This is a genomic window from Kitasatospora sp. NPDC040550 (assembly GCF_055594965.1).
Genome location: NZ_JBVIWC010000003.1, coordinates 186,125 through 202,572 on the forward strand (window position 1 = coordinate 186,125; position 16,448 = coordinate 202,572).

17 protein-coding genes are annotated in these 16,448 nt (G+C 72.0%); 12 read left to right on the forward strand and 5 right to left on the reverse strand.

Features of this window, described 5'->3' with window-relative positions; all coding sequences use genetic code 11:
• Nucleotides 1-3: 3 nt before the first annotated feature.
• Complete coding sequence (locus ACZ58X_RS06105; protein WP_470332491.1) at nt 4-273, reverse strand: chaplin; 270 nt, start codon at nt 271-273, stop codon at nt 4-6.
• 110 nt (nt 274-383) lie between these two features.
• A complete protein-coding gene (locus ACZ58X_RS06110) occupies nt 384-626 on the reverse strand; it encodes a chaplin (protein WP_470332492.1) in 243 nt (80 codons plus the stop codon).
• Nucleotides 627-1,196: 570 nt separating this feature from the next.
• Between ACZ58X_RS06110 and ACZ58X_RS06115 the strand changes: the two genes are divergently transcribed.
• From ACZ58X_RS06115 to ACZ58X_RS06130, 4 genes are all read left to right on the forward strand, one after another.
• Nucleotides 1,197-1,436 carry a chaplin gene (locus tag ACZ58X_RS06115; RefSeq protein WP_470332493.1) on the forward strand — a complete coding sequence of 80 codons (240 nt, stop codon included), beginning with the start codon at nt 1,197-1,199 and terminating at the stop codon, nt 1,434-1,436.
• A 313-nt stretch (nt 1,437-1,749) separates the two neighbouring features.
• A complete protein-coding gene (locus ACZ58X_RS06120) occupies nt 1,750-3,426 on the forward strand; it encodes an RICIN domain-containing protein (protein ID WP_470332494.1) in 1,677 nt (558 codons plus the stop codon).
• A gap of 333 nt (nt 3,427-3,759) precedes the next feature.
• Nucleotides 3,760-5,046 (forward strand): hypothetical protein, encoded by a 1,287-nt coding sequence (locus ACZ58X_RS06125; protein WP_470332495.1) that lies wholly within the window; start codon nt 3,760-3,762, stop codon nt 5,044-5,046.
• Between the two features lie 63 nt (nt 5,047-5,109).
• A complete protein-coding gene (locus tag ACZ58X_RS06130; protein ID WP_470332496.1) occupies nt 5,110-5,598 on the forward strand; it encodes a MarR family winged helix-turn-helix transcriptional regulator in 489 nt (162 codons plus the stop codon).
• A gap of 97 nt (nt 5,599-5,695) precedes the next feature.
• Here the strand turns inward: ACZ58X_RS06130 and ACZ58X_RS06135 are convergent, their stop codons facing one another.
• A complete protein-coding gene (locus ACZ58X_RS06135) occupies nt 5,696-6,178 on the reverse strand; it encodes a hypothetical protein (RefSeq protein ID WP_350507657.1) in 483 nt (160 codons plus the stop codon).
• 479 nt (nt 6,179-6,657) lie between these two features.
• Between ACZ58X_RS06135 and hemL the strand changes: the two genes are divergently transcribed.
• From hemL to ACZ58X_RS06170, 7 genes are all read left to right on the forward strand, one after another.
• Nucleotides 6,658-7,986, forward strand: a complete 1,329-nt coding sequence (gene hemL / locus ACZ58X_RS06140) for a glutamate-1-semialdehyde 2,1-aminomutase (protein ID WP_470332497.1) — start codon at nt 6,658-6,660, stop codon at nt 7,984-7,986.
• A 65-nt stretch (nt 7,987-8,051) separates the two neighbouring features.
• Nucleotides 8,052-8,702: a histidine phosphatase family protein gene (locus ACZ58X_RS06145; RefSeq protein ID WP_470332741.1), complete on the forward strand. Its 651-nt coding sequence runs from the start codon at nt 8,052-8,054 to the stop codon at nt 8,700-8,702.
• Nucleotides 8,703-8,853: 151 nt separating this feature from the next.
• Nucleotides 8,854-9,459, forward strand: coding sequence for a TlpA family protein disulfide reductase (locus ACZ58X_RS06150; RefSeq protein ID WP_470332498.1), 606 nt, complete (start codon nt 8,854-8,856; stop codon nt 9,457-9,459).
• Nucleotides 9,456-10,244, forward strand: a complete 789-nt coding sequence (locus tag ACZ58X_RS06155; protein ID WP_470332499.1) for a cytochrome c biogenesis CcdA family protein — start codon at nt 9,456-9,458, stop codon at nt 10,242-10,244. The genes ACZ58X_RS06150 and ACZ58X_RS06155 overlap by 4 nt, the downstream gene beginning before the upstream one ends.
• 2 nt (nt 10,245-10,246) lie before the next feature.
• Entirely contained in the window at nt 10,247-12,010 is a 1,764-nt protein-coding gene (gene resB / locus ACZ58X_RS06160) for a cytochrome c biogenesis protein ResB (RefSeq protein WP_470332500.1), read from the forward strand.
• A 3-nt stretch (nt 12,011-12,013) separates the two neighbouring features.
• Nucleotides 12,014-13,144 (forward strand): c-type cytochrome biogenesis protein CcsB, encoded by a 1,131-nt coding sequence (ccsB, locus tag ACZ58X_RS06165; RefSeq protein ID WP_470332501.1) that lies wholly within the window; start codon nt 12,014-12,016, stop codon nt 13,142-13,144.
• 121 nt (nt 13,145-13,265) lie between these two features.
• Nucleotides 13,266-13,673: a hypothetical protein gene (locus ACZ58X_RS06170; RefSeq protein ID WP_375881817.1), complete on the forward strand. Its 408-nt coding sequence runs from the start codon at nt 13,266-13,268 to the stop codon at nt 13,671-13,673.
• A 34-nt stretch (nt 13,674-13,707) separates the two neighbouring features.
• Here the strand turns inward: ACZ58X_RS06170 and ACZ58X_RS06175 are convergent, their stop codons facing one another.
• Nucleotides 13,708-14,781 carry a ScbA/BarX family gamma-butyrolactone biosynthesis protein gene (locus tag ACZ58X_RS06175; RefSeq protein WP_470332502.1) on the reverse strand — a complete coding sequence of 358 codons (1,074 nt, stop codon included), beginning with the start codon at nt 14,779-14,781 and terminating at the stop codon, nt 13,708-13,710.
• Nucleotides 14,782-15,131: 350 nt separating this feature from the next.
• Here ACZ58X_RS06175 and ACZ58X_RS06180 point away from each other — a divergent pair, with 350 nt between their 5' ends.
• Complete coding sequence (locus tag ACZ58X_RS06180; protein ID WP_470332503.1) at nt 15,132-15,749, forward strand: ScbR family autoregulator-binding transcription factor; 618 nt, start codon at nt 15,132-15,134, stop codon at nt 15,747-15,749.
• Nucleotides 15,750-15,814: 65 nt separating this feature from the next.
• Here the strand turns inward: ACZ58X_RS06180 and ACZ58X_RS06185 are convergent, their stop codons facing one another.
• Complete coding sequence (locus ACZ58X_RS06185) at nt 15,815-16,426, reverse strand: ScbR family autoregulator-binding transcription factor (RefSeq protein ID WP_470332504.1); 612 nt, start codon at nt 16,424-16,426, stop codon at nt 15,815-15,817.
• Nucleotides 16,427-16,448 lie beyond the last annotated feature (22 nt).

Consider the following 16,448-nt stretch of genomic DNA (forward strand, 5'->3'; position numbering starts at 1 on the left):
GGATCAGCAGTCGTCCGCGGGCTGCGGGTGCACGTCCACGTTGGCGCAGCTGTTGCCGAAGGCCGGGTTCAGCAGGCCGATCACGTTGATGGTGTTGCCGCACAGGTTGATCGGCACGTGCACCGGAACCTGGATCTGGTTGCCGGAGGCGACACCGGGGGAACCGGCGGCCACGCCCTCGGCGCCCGAGCTGGCGGCGGCGGAGCCCGCCGCGCCCATCACCAGGCCGGCAGCGGCGGCGGAGAGGACGGCGACCTTCTTCACGTTCTGCATGGGGGTTGATCTCCTCGATCACACGCGGGTGGAGCGTGCCGCGCCCCGGCGCTGCGGGGCGCGGCACGGGCTCGGGTGAATCAGCTGTCGCCGGGTCGGCGACCGCGGGTTCAGCCGACGTTGGCGCAGGAGTTGCCGAACGCCGGGTTCAGGATGCTGATGATGCCGATGCTGTTGCCGCAGACGTTCACCGGAACGTGCACCGGGATCTGGATCTGGTTGCCGGAGAGCACGCCGGGGGAGCCGGCGGCCACGCCCTGGGCGCCCGAGCTGGCGAACGCGCCGCCCGCGGCACCGAGCACCAGGCCGGTGGCGGCCAGCGACAGGGCGGCGGCCTTCTTGAGGTTACGCATGTCTGTTCCTCCGATTTCTGCCCCGACGGAAGGGAAATGTCGGGAAACGGGCGAGCACGAATACTCACCCGAAGGGTTCAGGGATTGCCGTGAATGTCACTCCGGCGGCGCACACCGGCGTGTTGCGCCCGTGGCTCGGGCGTCGACGCAGCCGCCGCGTTCTTCCGGCACCTCGCGAACATTTCCCGCACGGCCGGGAACGGTCCGGACAGAGGTGCGACCAGGAATTCCCGGTCAGGCGTTCAGGTGGTGTCGCCGAACGCCGGGTTCTGGGGGGCCCGCCACGTCGACCGGCCCGCCGGGGGCCGCGGTGCCGACGTGGCCGTGGGCGAGCTGCGCATGGGCGGTACTCGATTCGTTGAGCAGGGCCTGGTGGATCGTCTTCGTGAGGGAGAACGAGGCAGGGCGCGAGGGGAAACGGTCCGGGCCGGTGATCACCCGAATGCCGGTCGGCGGCCGGATTGGGCCAGACGGGTGACAGTGCGGGCACCCTCGCAACCGGTCCGGACGGGTGTCGTTCTAGATGTCGCACTCCCCGTGCATCTCTGTATGAACAGTCAGGAGGCTCACATGAGCATCAAGAAGACCGCCGCCGTCGGCGCGGCCGTGGTGGGCATCGTGGCCGCCGGCGCCGGCACCGCCATGGCCAGCTCCGGCGCCGAGGGTGTCGCCGCCGGTTCTCCCGGTGTCATCTCGGGCAACCAGATCCAGGTTCCGGTTCACATCCCGGTCAACCTGTGCGGCAACAGTGTCGACGTCGTGGGTCTGCTGAACCCGGCGTTCGGCAACCACTGCGCCAACCTGGGCTGAACCCACCCCCGGTTCGGCCGGTGAGAGCCGCCGTTCCGCGCTTCCCTCCTGGGGCGCGGAACGGCGGCTCTTTTCTCGTGTCGGCTCGCGGCCGCTCGCGGCCGCTCGTGTCCGCTCGTGTCCGCTCGTGTCCTCCCGTCCTCGCCGGTGGTGGCACGGTTCCCGGGGGCGGGTTCCGGTGCTGTCACGAGCCTTGTTGCACTACTTGTCAGTACCTAGAATGTGAGACCTGCTCACCTTTTCGGCACCTCTCTTGCCCCGCACCGCCCGGCACCCCAGACCGGGCGGCCCCCACCCCCGCAAGGAGTCGCGTGTGATCAGGTTCCGCACGTCCGCTGCGCGGCGAGCGCGAACGGGCTCGTCCCGGTCCGCCGCGCTGCTCGCCACCGGCGTCCTCGTCGCCGCCCTCGGCCTGGCCGGCGCCCCCGCCGCGCTCGCCGACAGTGCCCCGGCCCCCGCCCCGGCGCCCACCCGCCCGGCCGCCGTCGTCGCCCTCGGCGACAGCGCCATCTCCGGGGAGGGCGCCGGCACCGACACCAACGACGGCTACTTCCCGGAGACCGACACCTCCACCAACTACTGCCACCGGCACCCCAAGTCGGAGATCTTCGTCACCGACATCCCCGGGGTCACCCCGATCGACCTGGCCTGCTCCGGCGCCCAGACCGGCGACCTGGTCAGCGACCCCGAACTGGCCAAGATCACCGGTGGCGGCAGCGGCGACTTCGGCGAGCCCAAACAGGACGTCAAACTCGCCGACACGGCGGCCAAGTACGACGTCAAGATGGTCGTCGTCACCATCGGCGCCAACGACGACTTCGACTTCAGCGGGATCATGATGCACTGCCTCGCGCAGTACTTCCCGATCCCCAAGGACCAGGGCTGCCGGGACACCATCGGCAGCGACGAGATCCGCCGCCGGGCCAAGGCGGTCCAGCCCAAGGTGGTCGCCGCGCTGCAGAACATCCGGCAGACCATGCGTCGGGCCGGCTACGCCGACTCCTCGTACCAGCTGGTCTACCAGTCGTACTTCAACCCGATCACCCCGGACATCCGGCGCAACGACTACCTCGGCAAGATCACCGACGGCTGCCCGGCCTTCCCCGAGGACCTCGCCTGGGGCCACGACTGGGTGGTTCCCACGTTCAGCGACGCACTCCGTGGCGCGGCCGAACAGGTGCCCGGCGTACGGTACTTGGACCAGCGGAGGGTCGCCTTCGGGCACGAGGTGTGCGCGGAGTGGACGAGTTCGCCGTACGAGTACAGCAACGGGGACGTCATCAACCTCTCCGAGTGGGCCCGCAACGGCTGCGACTCGCAGATCGGCATCCCCGGGCTGTGCATGAACATGGTCCGCCAGTCGTACCACCTGCGGGTGGCCGGCTACCGCGGTGAGGGCGTCTGCCTCGGCCAGTTCTTCGCCCGGCCCGACCAGCCGGAGGCGTACTGCACGCTCAACCAGCAGAACACCACCTCGATCCAGCCGCTCACCCCCGGCAAGCCCTTCGGCGACGCCCCCGAGGACGGCTCCTGGTACCAGCTCACCAACGCGGCCACCGGCAACGCCCTCGACCTCAGCGGCGGCGGCACGTACGGCGACTCCACCAACGGCCGGGCCGCCATCAGCTACCCGGCGACCGGCGGGCTGAACCAGTCCTTCGTCCTGGAGGCGAAGGCCGGCGGCAGCTACGAGCTGGACTTCAGCGGCAACCGCGGCATGTGCCTGGACGCCAACGCGGCCTCCACCGCGCCCGGCACCCGGATCCAGCAGTGGGGCTGCAACGGCGGCGCCAACCAGCACTGGGTGTTCACACCGGCCGGCAACGGCAGCTACAAGATCGCCGACTCGGCGGACCCGACCAAGGTCCTGGCGGCCGGCACCACCCTCGACGCCAAGGGCAACCCCTACGTCGAACTCGCCACCGACACCGGCGCCCCCACCCAGCTCTGGCAGCTCACCAAGCTCGGCATCGTCTACCTCCACAGCTGAGCTCGGGCAGCCGCCCACAGCTGACCTCAGGCCGTCGCCGCCCCCAACCGGGCGGCGACGGCCGCACCCACCGGGTACGCCGTCTCCACCGGCAGCAGCCCGGCATCCCGCTCCCGCCGCACCCGGTCCGCCAGCGCCGTCACGTCCGTGATCCCCCGGATCCGGTGCTTATGCGGGCATCGTCGGGGGGGGGGGGGGCGACGGCCGGGCGCCACGGGTTTTCCGGGCCGGGCGGGGGCGGGGCGGGGCGTGGGGGCGTGCCGTAGGCTCTCCGGAACGTCGTTGCGCCGGAGCCGCGCGCACCATGAGCGGGGCGGGGAGTACCCAGAGCAGATGAGCACGGCATCGAGCACCGAGTCGTCCAGCACCGAACCGTCCAGCGCCGCGCCGGCGGCCGGGCCGGGGGAGCCGGTCGAGGAGCGGGCGGACCGTACGCCCGGCCGGTTCATGGCGCTGGTGGACCGCTTCGCGCCCGCGCTGGGCGCGTACGCGGTGGTCAAGGCGATCGGCCTGACCGTCTTCCTGATGCTGCTGGAGCACACCGGCGACTACTTGAGGAAGCAGCCCGGCCGGGGCGGCGGCGCCCACGCCTGGGACGTGCTGGGCACCTGGGACGGCGTCTGGTACCAGCGGATCGCCGAGAACGGCTACGACCCGCAGCTGATCGAGCTGCACGGGTTCCCGCTGGCCACCTACTACGAGAACTCCGCCGCCTTCTTCCCGCTCTACCCGTGGCTGATGCGGCTGGTCGGCGCGGTCACCGGCCTCGGTCCGTACGGCTCCGGGATAGCGGTCTCGGTGCTCGCCTCGCTGGTCGCCGCGGCCGGGATCTTCGCGATCGCGGAGCGGCTCGGCGGCTTCCGGGCGGGTGTGATCGCCGCGGTGGTCTGGGGCCTGTTCCCGGGCTCGGGCGTGGAGTGGGCGGTCTACTCGGACTCGCTGTTCGTCGCGCTGTCCGCCTGGGCCTGCTACTGCGTGATGACCCGCCGCTGGATCGCGGCCGGGCTGCTGGCGCTGGTCGCGGGCCTGAACCGGCCGACCGCGGCCGCGCTGATCGCCGCGGTGTCGATCGCCGCGCTGGTCGCCCTGGTGCGCCGCACCGACGGGGTGGCCCGCCCGCTGACCGCGATGCTGATCACCCCGTGGGGCCTGTTCGGCTACGTCGCCTGGGTGGGCTGGCGGATGGGCGACTGGGGCGGCTACTTCAAGCTCCAGCGCGGCGCCTGGAACCGCTACTTCGACTTCGGCGCCTCCACGGTGCGCACGGTGATGGACGTGATCACCGGCCACTGGGACTTCTGGCAGTCCAATCCGGTGCCGGACCTGATCGCGATCGCCCTGCTGATCGCCCTGCCCGGCCTGCTGGTGCTGCTGGCGCGGGCCCGTCCGCCGCTGGTGCTGTGGGTCTTCACCGCGCTGACCGTCCTCACCGCGCTGAGCAGCAACCAGATCTTCGGCAACATCTCCCGCTACCTGCTGCCGGCCTTCCCGCTGTTCATCGGCCTGGCGGTGGCGCTGCGCAGGGTGCGGACCTCCTCGCTGATCGGGCTGTTCGCGATGCCGGCGATCGCGGCGGGCTGGTACGCGGGCTATGCGCTGTTCGAGTTGGGTATCCCGTAACCCCGGTGTTGGTTGGCTACGGGATCATCCGGCAGCAGACGGGCCGTTGCTAATCTCGGACGTATGACGACGACCCCGCCCGTGCGCCAGATCCGCGACATCTCCGGCCTGCTGGACCACGCGAGCCACGTGCTGGCGACCCGGATGGCGGCCGCCTTCACCGAGCTCGGGATCACCCCGCGCGCGTACTGCGTGCTGTTCCACGCGCAGGAGACCGAGCGCACCCAGATCCAGCTGGCCGAGCTCGCGGACCTCGACAAGACCACCATGGTGGTCACCGTCGACGAGCTGGAGAAGGCGGGCCTGGCCGAGCGCCGCCCGTCCGCCACCGACCGCCGGGCCCGGATCATCTCGGTCACCGAGGCGGGCGAGCGCGCCGTCGAGCAGGGCACCGCGATCGCCGACCGGGTCCACCGGGAGGTGCTGGAGGCGCTGCCGCGGCCCGAGCAGGAGGTCTTCGTCGCGGCCCTGGCCCGGCTGGTGGACGGGCACCTGGCGGAGCCGGTCGAGAGCCGACGCACCGTCCGCCGGGCCCGCCGCTCCCGCGGTTGACCCGCCCCGGGAGCCGATCCCGGGTCAGGCCGGGTTGACGAACCGTCAATCGCCATTGACCCGAGCGGCGTTCAGCGACCGGCGGCCGGCGGTGCGCTCAGGGCCAGACCAGGCAGTACAGCTGGTGCCCGGCGTCGTGCAGCCGGTTGGCGAAGTCCTGCCACTCGTGCAGCATGCTGTAGATCACGAAGGCGTCCCGCGGCCCGCGCCGGTCCGGGACGGTGGACCAGATGAAGGCGGCCGCGCCGAGTTCGGTCTCGTCCGCCTTGCGCAGCGGTTCGACCACGTTGTGCGGGAGTTGGACGACGGCGTAGTCGGGGTGCAGCACGACGAGCTCCAGCGGCGGCACCTGGTGCAGCGGGACGCCCTGGATGCCGGTGAGGACCATGGCGCTCATGGTCTCCGGCTTGATCTTGGTGGAGAGGTGGCCGGTGGGGGAGCCGCTGGTCTCCATCAGGTCGCCGAGCCGCCCCAGCGCGCCGAGTTCGCCGGCGTCCAGGCCCAGACCGCCCGGGCCGAGGGCGGTGGGGACTCTGGCGGCGGTGGCGCGGTCCGGTGCGCCGAAGTACTTGTACGTCACCCCCACGCGTCCCTCACCCCGCCTCTCGCCGCCGCGACGACCACGACCCGTACCCGCTCCCGTACCCCCGCGTGCGGTATCGGCGGGCCTGCGGGGGCCACCCGCTGCCTCGTCGAACCCGTCCTGCGCCTCGGACACTCGGACCATCCTCACCGGAATTCGCCGGAATCGACAGACCCCCGCACGACCGGCGTCCCGCCGACCGTGCTCCTTACCGTCATTCGCCGCCGTGCCTACTCGCGGGCCGTACCCACCAGCGGCACACAGCAGTCCTCTCCACACCCCTGCACACAACCGGAGCGCTCGCGCACTCTGTGCACACAGTCTGACTGGTCCGCGTGACGGAACAACCAGCGGCCCCGCCCGTACACCACCGCCACGGGCGACCGTCAGGGACAACCGTACAGACAACGGTGCCCGGATCATCGTTCCAGATGATCGGGCCGGACATGCAGAGCTCAAGGACACGATTTGAGACCATGTCTCCCGTGAGCTACCCCTACGAAGCCCCCCAGTCCCAGTCGCTGTTCGATCGCGCCTCCGTGGTCACGCCCGGCGGCGTCAACTCCCCGGTGCGCGCCTTCCGCGCGGTCGGCGGCACGCCGCGCTTCATGGTGTCCGGCACCGGCCCCTACCTCACCGACGCCGACGGCCGCGAGTACGTCGACCTGGTGTGCTCGTGGGGCCCGATGATCCTCGGCCACGCGAACCCGGCCGTGATCGACGCCGTCCAGCAGGCGGTCTCCCGCGGCACCTCCTTCGGCACGCCCGGTCAGGGCGAGGTCGAGCTGGCCGAGGAGATCGTCTCCCGGGTCGCCCCGGTCGAGCAGGTCCGCCTGGTCTCCTCCGGCACCGAGGCCACCATGTCCGCGATCCGGCTCGCCCGCGGCTTCACCGGCCGGGCGAAGGTGGTCAAGTTCGCCGGCTGCTACCACGGTCACGTGGACGCGCTGCTGGCCGCCGCCGGTTCCGGCGTGGCCACCTTCGGCCTGCCGGACACCCCGGGCGTCACCGGCGCCCAGGCCGGCGACACCATCGTGCTGCCCTACAACGACCTGGCCGCCGTCGAGCAGGCCTTCGCCGCCCACCCGGGCGAGATCGCCTGCGTGATCACCGAGGCCTCGCCCGGCAACATGGGCGTCGTCCCGCCGCTGCCCGGCTTCAACGCCGGCCTGGCCCGGCTCTGCCGGGACAACGGCGCGCTGTTCGTGTCCGACGAGGTGATGACCGGCTTCCGCGTCTCCAAGGCGGGCTGGTACGGCCTGGAGGCGGCGCACGAGGGCTGGGCGCCGGACCTGCTGACCTTCGGCAAGGTCATGGGCGGCGGCTTCCCGGCCGCGGCCTTCGGTGGCCGGGCCGACGTGATGGCCCACCTGGCCCCGGCCGGCCCGGTCTACCAGGCGGGCACCCTGTCCGGGAACCCGGTCGCCACCGCGGCCGGCCTGGCCCAGCTGCGCGGCTGCACCGACGAGGTGTACGCGACGGTGGACAAGGTCTCCGCCGAGATCTCCGGCCTGGTCTCCGAGGCGCTCACCAAGGAGGGCGTGGCGCACCGGCTGCAGACCGCCGGGAACATGTTCTCGGTGTTCTTCACCGAGGCGCCGGTCACCGACTACGACCAGGCGAAGACCCAGGAGGCGTTCCGCTTCACCGCCTTCTTCCACGCGATGCTGGCCGAGGGCGTCTACCTGCCGCCGTCCGCCTTCGAGTCCTGGTTCGTCTCGTCGACCCACGACGCCCGGGCGATCGAGCGGATCGCCGCCGCGCTGCCGGCCGCGGCCCGCGCCGCTGCCGCCGCCACGGCCTGAGCCCCCCTCCCGACCACAGGAGCAGTTGAGAAGTGAGCGCCAAAGAGATCACCGTCGTCCACGTGATGCGCCACGGTGAGGTGCACAACCCGGAGGGTGTGCTGTACGGCCGCCTGCCGGGCTACCACCTGTCCGAGCTGGGCCGTCAGATGGCCGACCGGGTCGCCGAGGACCTCGCCGGGCGGGACATCACCCACGTGGTGGCCTCCCCGCTGGAGCGGGCCCAGGAGACCGCCGAGCCGATCGCCAAGGCGCACGGTCTGGAGGTCGCGGCGGACCCGCGGCTGATCGAGGCGGAGAACGTCTTCGAGGGCAAGACCTTCGGCGTCGGCGACGGCTCGCTGCGCAACCCGGGCTACTGGAAGTACCTGACCAACCCGTTCAAGCCCTCCTGGGGCGAGCCGTACCTCGACCAGGTGGTGCGGATGATGGGTGCGCTCGGCGCCGCCCGGGACGCGGCCCGCGGGCACGAGGCGGTCTGCGTCAGCCACCAGCTGCCGATCTGGATCCTCCGTTCCTTCGTGGAGCGCCGCCGGCTCTGGCACGACCCGCGCAACCGGCAGTGCTCGCTGGCCTCGCTGACCAGCTTCACCTTCGAGGGCGACAGCATCGTCTCGGTCGGGTACCGCGAGCCGGCCCGCGACCTGCTGCCCGCGCACCTGGTCGGCAAGGGCCGCAAGGGCGACAAGCCGGTGGGCAGGAGCTTCGGCGCCTGAGGCCCGTAAGCGGTGCGTAAGTATGACTTCGGGTCACCCGGCGAGCGTCGGGTGACCCGAAGTCTTCGCAGGTCAGAGGGTGTGCGACGCGCAAGGTAGGACCCCGGCGAACCCGCCCGGAACTCCATGCGAAACTTTTCACATGTCTGCCATGACGCGCCCCCGTCCCCGTGTCGCCGCAGCCGCCGCCACAGTCGCCGCCGCTGCGCTCGTCCTCACCGGCTGTTCCTCCTCGGGCTCGTCGAGCAGCAGTGAGGGGCAGGTCGGGTTCGTGACCGTCAAGGGGACCAACCTGTCGAAGGCGGACACCGGCAAGCGCGGGGACGCGCCCGACATCTCCGGGGAGACCCTGGAGGGCAAGCAGGTCAAGCTCTCCGACTACCGGGGCAAGGTCGTGGTGCTGAACGTCTGGGGCTCCTGGTGCGGGCCGTGCCGGGCCGAGGCGAAGAACCTCCAGGCCGTCGCGGACGAGTACAAGGACAAGGGCGTCCAGTTCCTGGGCATCAACACCCGGGACACCGACAAGACCAACGCCGTCCGCTTCGAGCAGGAGCAGGGCGTCTCCTTCCCGAGCATCTTCGACCCGGCCGGCACCCAGCTGCTCAAGTTCCCCAAGGGCAGCCTCAACCCGCAGTCCATCCCGACCACCCTGGTCGTCGACCGCGACGGCAAGCTGGCCGCCCGCGCCGTCGGCGGGACGACCCAGGAGGCGCTGGAGTCGATCGTCCAGCCGGTGGTCGCGGAGCAGCAGCAGTGAGTGGGCCGCTGAACGCCGCCGCACTCCCGCTGGCCGACACCTTCACCACGGTCCAGAGCGGGGCGCTGCTCGCCGCCGCGCCGGTCGCGCTCGCGGCCGGGCTGGTCTCGTTCTTCTCGCCCTGTGTGCTGCCGCTGGTGCCCGGCTACCTGTCGTACGTGACGGGCTTCTCCGCCGCCGACCTCGCGGACGCCCGCGGCGCCAGGCGCGGCCGGATGCTGCTCGGGGCGACCCTGTTCATCCTCGGCTTCACCGTGGTCTTCGTCTCCGGCGGGGCGCTGTTCGGCCAGTTCGGCAACACCCTGCAGGAGCACAAGCGGGTCATCGCGATCGTGCTCGGCTCGCTGACCGTGGTGATGGGCCTGGCCTTCATGGGCCTGGTGCCCGGCCTGAGCATGCGCGAGGTGCGCTCGCACCGCCGCCCGGCCGTCGGCCTGCTCGGCGCGCCGCTGCTGGGCATGGTGTTCGGCGTCGGCTGGACGCCCTGCATCGGCCCGACCCTGGCGGCCGTCCAGACGCTGTCGCTGAACCAGGCGGACGCGGCGCGCGGGGCCCTGCTGATGACCTTCTACTGCCTGGGCCTCGGCGTACCGTTCATCGTGGCCGCGCTGGCCTTCCGCCGGGCGCTGGGCGCCTTCGGGTGGGTCAAGCGGCACTACCCGCTCGTGATGCGGATCGGTGGCGGCATGCTCGTCGCGGTCGGTCTGCTGCTCGTCACCGGGATCTGGGATTCCTGGATGAGCGAACTGCAGTCCTGGACCGCCGACTCCCAGATCGGAATCTGACCGTGAGCAAGACCACGACCGATACCGAGCTGCCTCCGGCGCCGGACGACGACGCCGCCGCCGAACGGCTCAGCACCGCTCCGGTCGAGTCCGAGGGGCCGACCGGCATAGGGGTGCTCGGCTGGGCGCGCTGGATGTGGCGCCAGCTGACCTCGATGCGGGTCGCCCTGATCCTGCTGTTCCTGCTGTCGCTGGCGGCCATCCCGGGCTCGCTGATCCCGCAGAACGGCCAGAACCAGTTCAAGGTGCAGACCTGGAAGGCGCAGCACACCGCGGTCGCGCCGATCTACGAGAAGCTCCAGCTGTTCGACGTCTACAGCTCGGTCTGGTTCTCCGCGATCTACATCCTGCTGTTCGTCTCGCTGGCCGGCTGCATCATCCCGCGCACCTGGCAGTTCGTCGGCGTGCTGCGCTCCCAGCCCCCGGCCGCCCCGCGCAACCTGACCCGGATGCCGGTGTACGCGGTCTGGCGCACCGGGGCGGAGCCGGCGCAGGTGAACGCGGCCGCCCACCGGCTGCTGCGCAAGCGCGGTTTCCGGGCGAACCTGTCCGGCGGCTCGGTGGCCGCCGAGAAGGGCTACCTGCGCGAGGTCGGCAACCTGCTGTTCCACCTGTCGCTGTTCGCGCTGCTCGGCGGCTTCGCCTGGGCCAGCCTGGCCTCCGGCACCGGCGGCAAGCTGATGGTCGAGGGCCAGGGCTACTCCAACACCATCACCCAGCTCGACGACTTCACCGGCACCCGGTTCTACGGCAACCAGGACCTCGACCCCTTCTACCTCAAGCTCGACGACTTCACCTCGAAGTTCCAGAACACCGGTGACCAGATGGGCGCCGCCCGTCAGTTCACCGCGAACGTGGAGTACTACGAGGGCAGCGACGAGTCGAAGGTGAAGAAGGGCACGATCGAGGTCAACCACCCGCTGGAGATCGGCGGCAGCAAGGTCTACCTGATCGGCCACGGCTACGCCCCGGTGATCACCGTGAAGAACGGCAAGGGCGACGTGGTCTACCACGACGTCGTGCCCTTCCTGCCGCAGGACGCCAACCTGACCTCGACCGGCGTGGTCAAGGTCTCCGACTACGGCGTCGGCCCGGACGGCAACAAGACCCAGCTGGGCTTCTCCGGCTTCTTCCTGCCGACCGCGCCGCTGAGCTTCGCGGGCACCGGCCCGATCTCGCTGTTCCCCGGCGACGCCGCCCCCGAGCTGGTGCTGAACGCCTTCTCCGGCGACCTCGGCACCGACTCCGGCCTGCCGCAGAACATCTACCAGCTGAACACCTCCAAGCTCACCCAGATGAAGCAGGACGACCAGCCGGCGAAGGCCCTGCTCAAGCCCGGCCAGGGCTGGACCCTGCCGGACGGCTACGGCACCGTCACCTTCGAGGGCTACAAGCAGTGGGCGAGCTTCAACGTCTCGCACCGCCCCGGCAACGAGATCGCGCTGACCGGTGCGGTGCTGGCGATCCTCGGCCTGATCGGCTCGCTGTTCATCCAGCGCCGCCGGATCTGGGTGCGGGCGGTGGCCCTGCCGGGCGGCGGCACCCAGGTGGAGCTGGCCGGCCTGGCCCGCAGCGAGTCGGCGAAGATCGCCGAGGAGCTGGCCGAACTCGCGGTGGACCTCCAGGACGACGCCCCGGCGTCGGAGGAGGACCAGGAGGCCGACGTGGCGTCGGAAGATCCCGCAGCACCCGAACACCCTGCAGCACCGGAAGACCCCGCAGCAGAAGACCCCACAGCCCCTGCCGACCAGAACTCCAAGGAGTAGACGGTGCACCTCGCCTCGGGAGTCGACCCACAACTGGCCGACCTCTCCAACAAGCTGATCTATTCGGCGATGGCGGTCTACACGATCGCCATGTTCGCCCACATGTTCGAGTGGACGTTCGGTAGCAAGGGCGCGGTCGCCGTCCGCTCCAAGGAGCAGTCCGGCAACCTGGCCGAGACCGTCGCCGCGACTGAGCCCAAGGCCGCCAAGAAGGTCACCGTCACGGTGGCCGGGGCGAAGGGCGGCACCACCACGCTGACCCGCACCGTCCTGGCGGGCGAGGGCGCGACGGTGATCACCGGCGGTCGCGGTGACGACGAGGAGGACGGCCCGGGCGCGGCCGGCACCAGCGAGAAGGCCGACCTGGCCGGCCGGATCGCGGTCTCGCTGACCGTCCTGGCGCTGCTGCTGCACGGCGGCGGCATCGTCGCCCGCGGGCTGTCGGTGTCCCGCTGGCCGTGGGGCAACATGTACGAGTTCTCCTGCGCCTTCGCCTTCGCGATGACGGCCGCCTACCTGGGGCTGCTGGCCGCGCGGAAGAACGTGCGCTGGCTCGGCCTGCCGGTCGCCGTCGCGGTGCTGCTGACCCTCGGCATCGCCACCCAGGTGCTCTACACCGACTCCGAGCAGCTCGTCCCGGCGCTGCACTCGTACTGGCTGGCGATCCACGTCTCCACCGCGATCCTGTGTGGCGGCGCCTTCTACGCGGCGTTCATCGCCACGCTGCTGTACCTGGGCAAGGACTCCTTCGACCAGCGGATGGCAGCCGGCCTGACCACCGGCCCCCTGGGCACCTCGCCCTCGATCTGGCGCCGGCTGCCCGCCGCGTCCACCTTCGACAAGCTGTCGTACCGGATCAACGCCCTGGTCTTCCCGCTGTGGACGTTCACCATCATCGCGGGCGCGATCTGGGCCGAGGCCGCCTGGGGCAAGTACTGGGAGTGGGACCCGAAGGAGACCTGGTCGTTCATCACCTGGGTCGCCTACGCCTGCTACCTGCACGCCCGCGCGACGGCCGGCTGGAAGGGCCGCAAGGCCGCGTACCTGGCGCTGGCCGCCTTCGCCTGCTGGCTCTTCAACTACTACGGCGTCAACATCTTCGTCACCGGCAAGCACTCGTACGCGGGGATCTGACCGGAGGCACGCACCCACCGGCCCGGCTTTCCGCACGAGATCGCCGGGCCGAGGTGCAACAGGGGTAGGACGTGCCGGCCGTCCGTGCCGGTACGGGGAGGAACGAGGAGGAGATCGCGCAATGGAGTGCGACGAGGTCATGCTGACCGTCCGAATCACCGCCGCCGAGCGCATGTTGCTCCGACGGCTCGCCCAGGGACACCGGAGCGACGTGTCCGAAGTGGTGGCCGACGCTCTGCTGGACATCATCCCCACGCTCAGCGCACCGGGGGACGCCTACCGGCTGCTGGGCGCCCTCGCGACGCCGGCGCCGTGCGCGCTGACGGTCTGGCTGCCGACCGCACTGGCCGACCTGCTGGTGCCCGGCGCGGCCCGGATCGCCCAGATCACCGAGGTCCGGATCGAGTCGGCCAGCGCGGCGCTGGGCGCGGCGCTGCGGCTCTGGCTGGCCCAGGACCCGGTCCGGCTGGCGGCCAACCTCAGCGTGATGCACGCCGGGCGGCGGCCGTCCGCGCTGGTGGCCGCCTGAGCCCCGGCCCGACCGGACCCCGGCCCGTCGGACCTCAACTCGCCAGCGGCAGCAGGCCGGTCGCGGTGGGGCGGCCCTCGAAGGCGTCCCGCCGGACCGGCACCCGCGGACCGTCGACCGGCTCGGTGAGCAGCCGGCACTCGGCCGCCGTCCGCCCGTCCTGGAGCAGTCGCACCAGGACGGGGGCGCGGCGGCCGTCCGCTGCCCGCTCGCGTACGGCCCGTACGAAGCACGGCCGGTCCAGCTCGATGTAGTGGTCGAAGGCGGTGACCAGCTCGACCGGCACCACCGGCTCGGGGTGGTGCAGCCGCTGGGCGGCCTGTCGGGCGGCCTCCAGCACCAGCATCCCGGGCACGTGGTCGAGCCCGTGGTCGAACAGCACCGGGTGCCCGGCGTCGGCGCGCAGCAGCCAGGTGTCCGGCCGCAGGGTCGGGCTGAGCACCACGTCCGCGGCCTGCGCCCGGCCGACCAGCTCGGGCGCGGCGGGCTCCGGCGGGCGCGGCGGGGTGACGGCGCCGAGGCCGGGGCCGCGCAGCCGCCGGTACGAGGCGGGGGTGACCACCCGCAGCTGGCCGGCGCCCTGGCCGATCCGCAGGCCGTCCCGGGTGACCTCGGCGTGCACCCGCAGCGAGGCCAGTCGGCCGTGCCGCATCCGGACGTCCTGGCAGCCGACGGTGAGCATCAGCGAGGCCGGGTCGGCGGTCACCGCGAGGCCGGGCAGGCCGGCCTCGCCGAGCGCGTAGCCGAGCTCCTCCATGACGAAGTGGTGGTCGCGCGGCACCCCGAAGCCCGCGTGGCCGATCAGCAGGCCGGCCTGCCGGACGGTCTCGGCCATCAGCACCGGGTCGTGGTAGCGGTCCCCGGGCAGCCGGTAGAAGCCGTGCAGCCGGGGCCACTGGGCGCCGAGCAGGAAGTCGTACGGGCCGGTGGCCTGCCAGCCGGTGAGGAAGACCTCGGAGACCGAGGCGCGGTGCACCAGGTGCCGGGAGACGGTCCGGTCGTGGAAGTCGTAGCCGGTGCCGGAGTGGCCGGTGCCGGAGTGGGTGCCGTAGCCGGTGCCGGGGTGGGCGTACGGGCCGTGGGTGTCCGGCTCTACGATCAATGGCATGACTGGCCCCAGCTCCAGGGTGTCGGTCGAGCGTCCGCCACGGACGCCCCACAGCAAAACATACATACCACCCGGTTTGTCTTCTGCGGCCGGGGGTGGCCCGTCGCTGGACCCGGACTGGCCACGCTACCTGGCCTCTGGTCTGCGGGAATGCCTGATATGGGGACGGCAGACCTTGGGCGGGGGCCGGTCCCCGCTGGACGGCGGGGTCGACACAGGCGCTAGATTAGATACCAACCATGCGGTTTCGGCCAACGCCCTCCGCATGCGAGGCGTCGCCTCCGACCGAGGGCGCGCCGACAGCGGCCGGGTGGGGCGGGGAACGCGTCCGGCGGAGTCCGGGGGGATCAGTGGTCAAGCAGGAACGCGCGGGGCGGACCAGGCGGGCCGTGCTGCTCGCCGCCGCCGACACCTTCGCGGGGGCCGGGTTCGAGGCCGCCAGCCTGGTCGACATCAGTCGCCGGGCCGGGGTGAGCAAGGGCGCCCTCTACTTCCACTTCGTCTCCAAGCAGGCCCTGGCCGACGGCGTGCGGGCCGCCGCCGGGCGGGAGATCGGCGCGGCCGCGCTGCGCGCCCTGCGCACCGAGGACCGGGCCGTCCAGGGGCTGATCGACTTCTCGCACGAACTGGCCCGGCTGCTGCGCGAGGACGTGGTGGTGCGGGCCGGCGTCCGGCTCGGCCGCCAGGGCCTGCGGCCGGCCGACGGCTGCGCCGGACCGGGCGCCGCCTGGCGCAGCCTCGCCGCCGTCGTCCAGCGGCTGCTGGAGCGTGCCGAACGGGCCGGGGAGCTGCGCCCCGGGGCGGACCGGCGGGCCTGCGCCGAACTGCTCACCGCGGTGGCGGCCGGCCAGGTCCTGCTGGCCGCCGAGGAGCCCGGCCGTCCGGCGCCGGAGGCCGTCCGGCGGCTCTGGGCGGCTGCCCTGCCGGCCCTGGTGGGGCCGGACGACTGCGCGGGCTACCGGGTCTGACCGGATCCGACCGGGGCGCCGGGCCCCGGCGGTGCTCAGCGGTGCTCGGCGACGTTCAGCGGTACTCAGCCGCGCTCGGCCACGCTCAGCCGGGCCAGGGCGTGCGGCTGGACGAGCCCCGGGAGCAGCAGCGTCCACAGGTCGGCCATCCGCTTGATCAGGTCCTGCCGGTCGGCCAGCACCTGGGAGCTCAGCTGGATCCCGGTCACCGCGCCGGTGATCACCCCGGAGGCCGCCACCAGGTCGACCCCCGGGTGGAGGTCACCGGCGTCCCGGGCGCGCTCCAGCAGCGCGCCCACCAGGTCCATCCAGCCCTGGTAGGCGGCGATCTGCGGCTGGGTGAAGCTGCCGTGCTCGATCGTCAGCCGGATGCTGCCGCGCACCAGCGGGTCCTCCTGGAGCGCGCGGGCGAACGCGTACCCGAGGTCGATCAGGGTCTGCACCGGGCTGTCCGAGGAGGGCTCCCAGGTGGCGATCCAGGCGCCCTGGCCCTCGATCACGGCGAGTGCCAGCTCCTCCTTGGAGTGGAAGTGGAAGTACAGCGCGCCCTTGGTGACACCGGCCCGGTCCAGGATCTCGGCCATCGTGGCGGCGGCGTAGCCCCGCTCGTCGAACACCTCGGCCGCCGCGAGGAGCACCGCCTGGCGGGTTGCCAGCGCGCGGGCCTGCCTGGCCATCGCAGCCTCCCTGGAAAGTTCT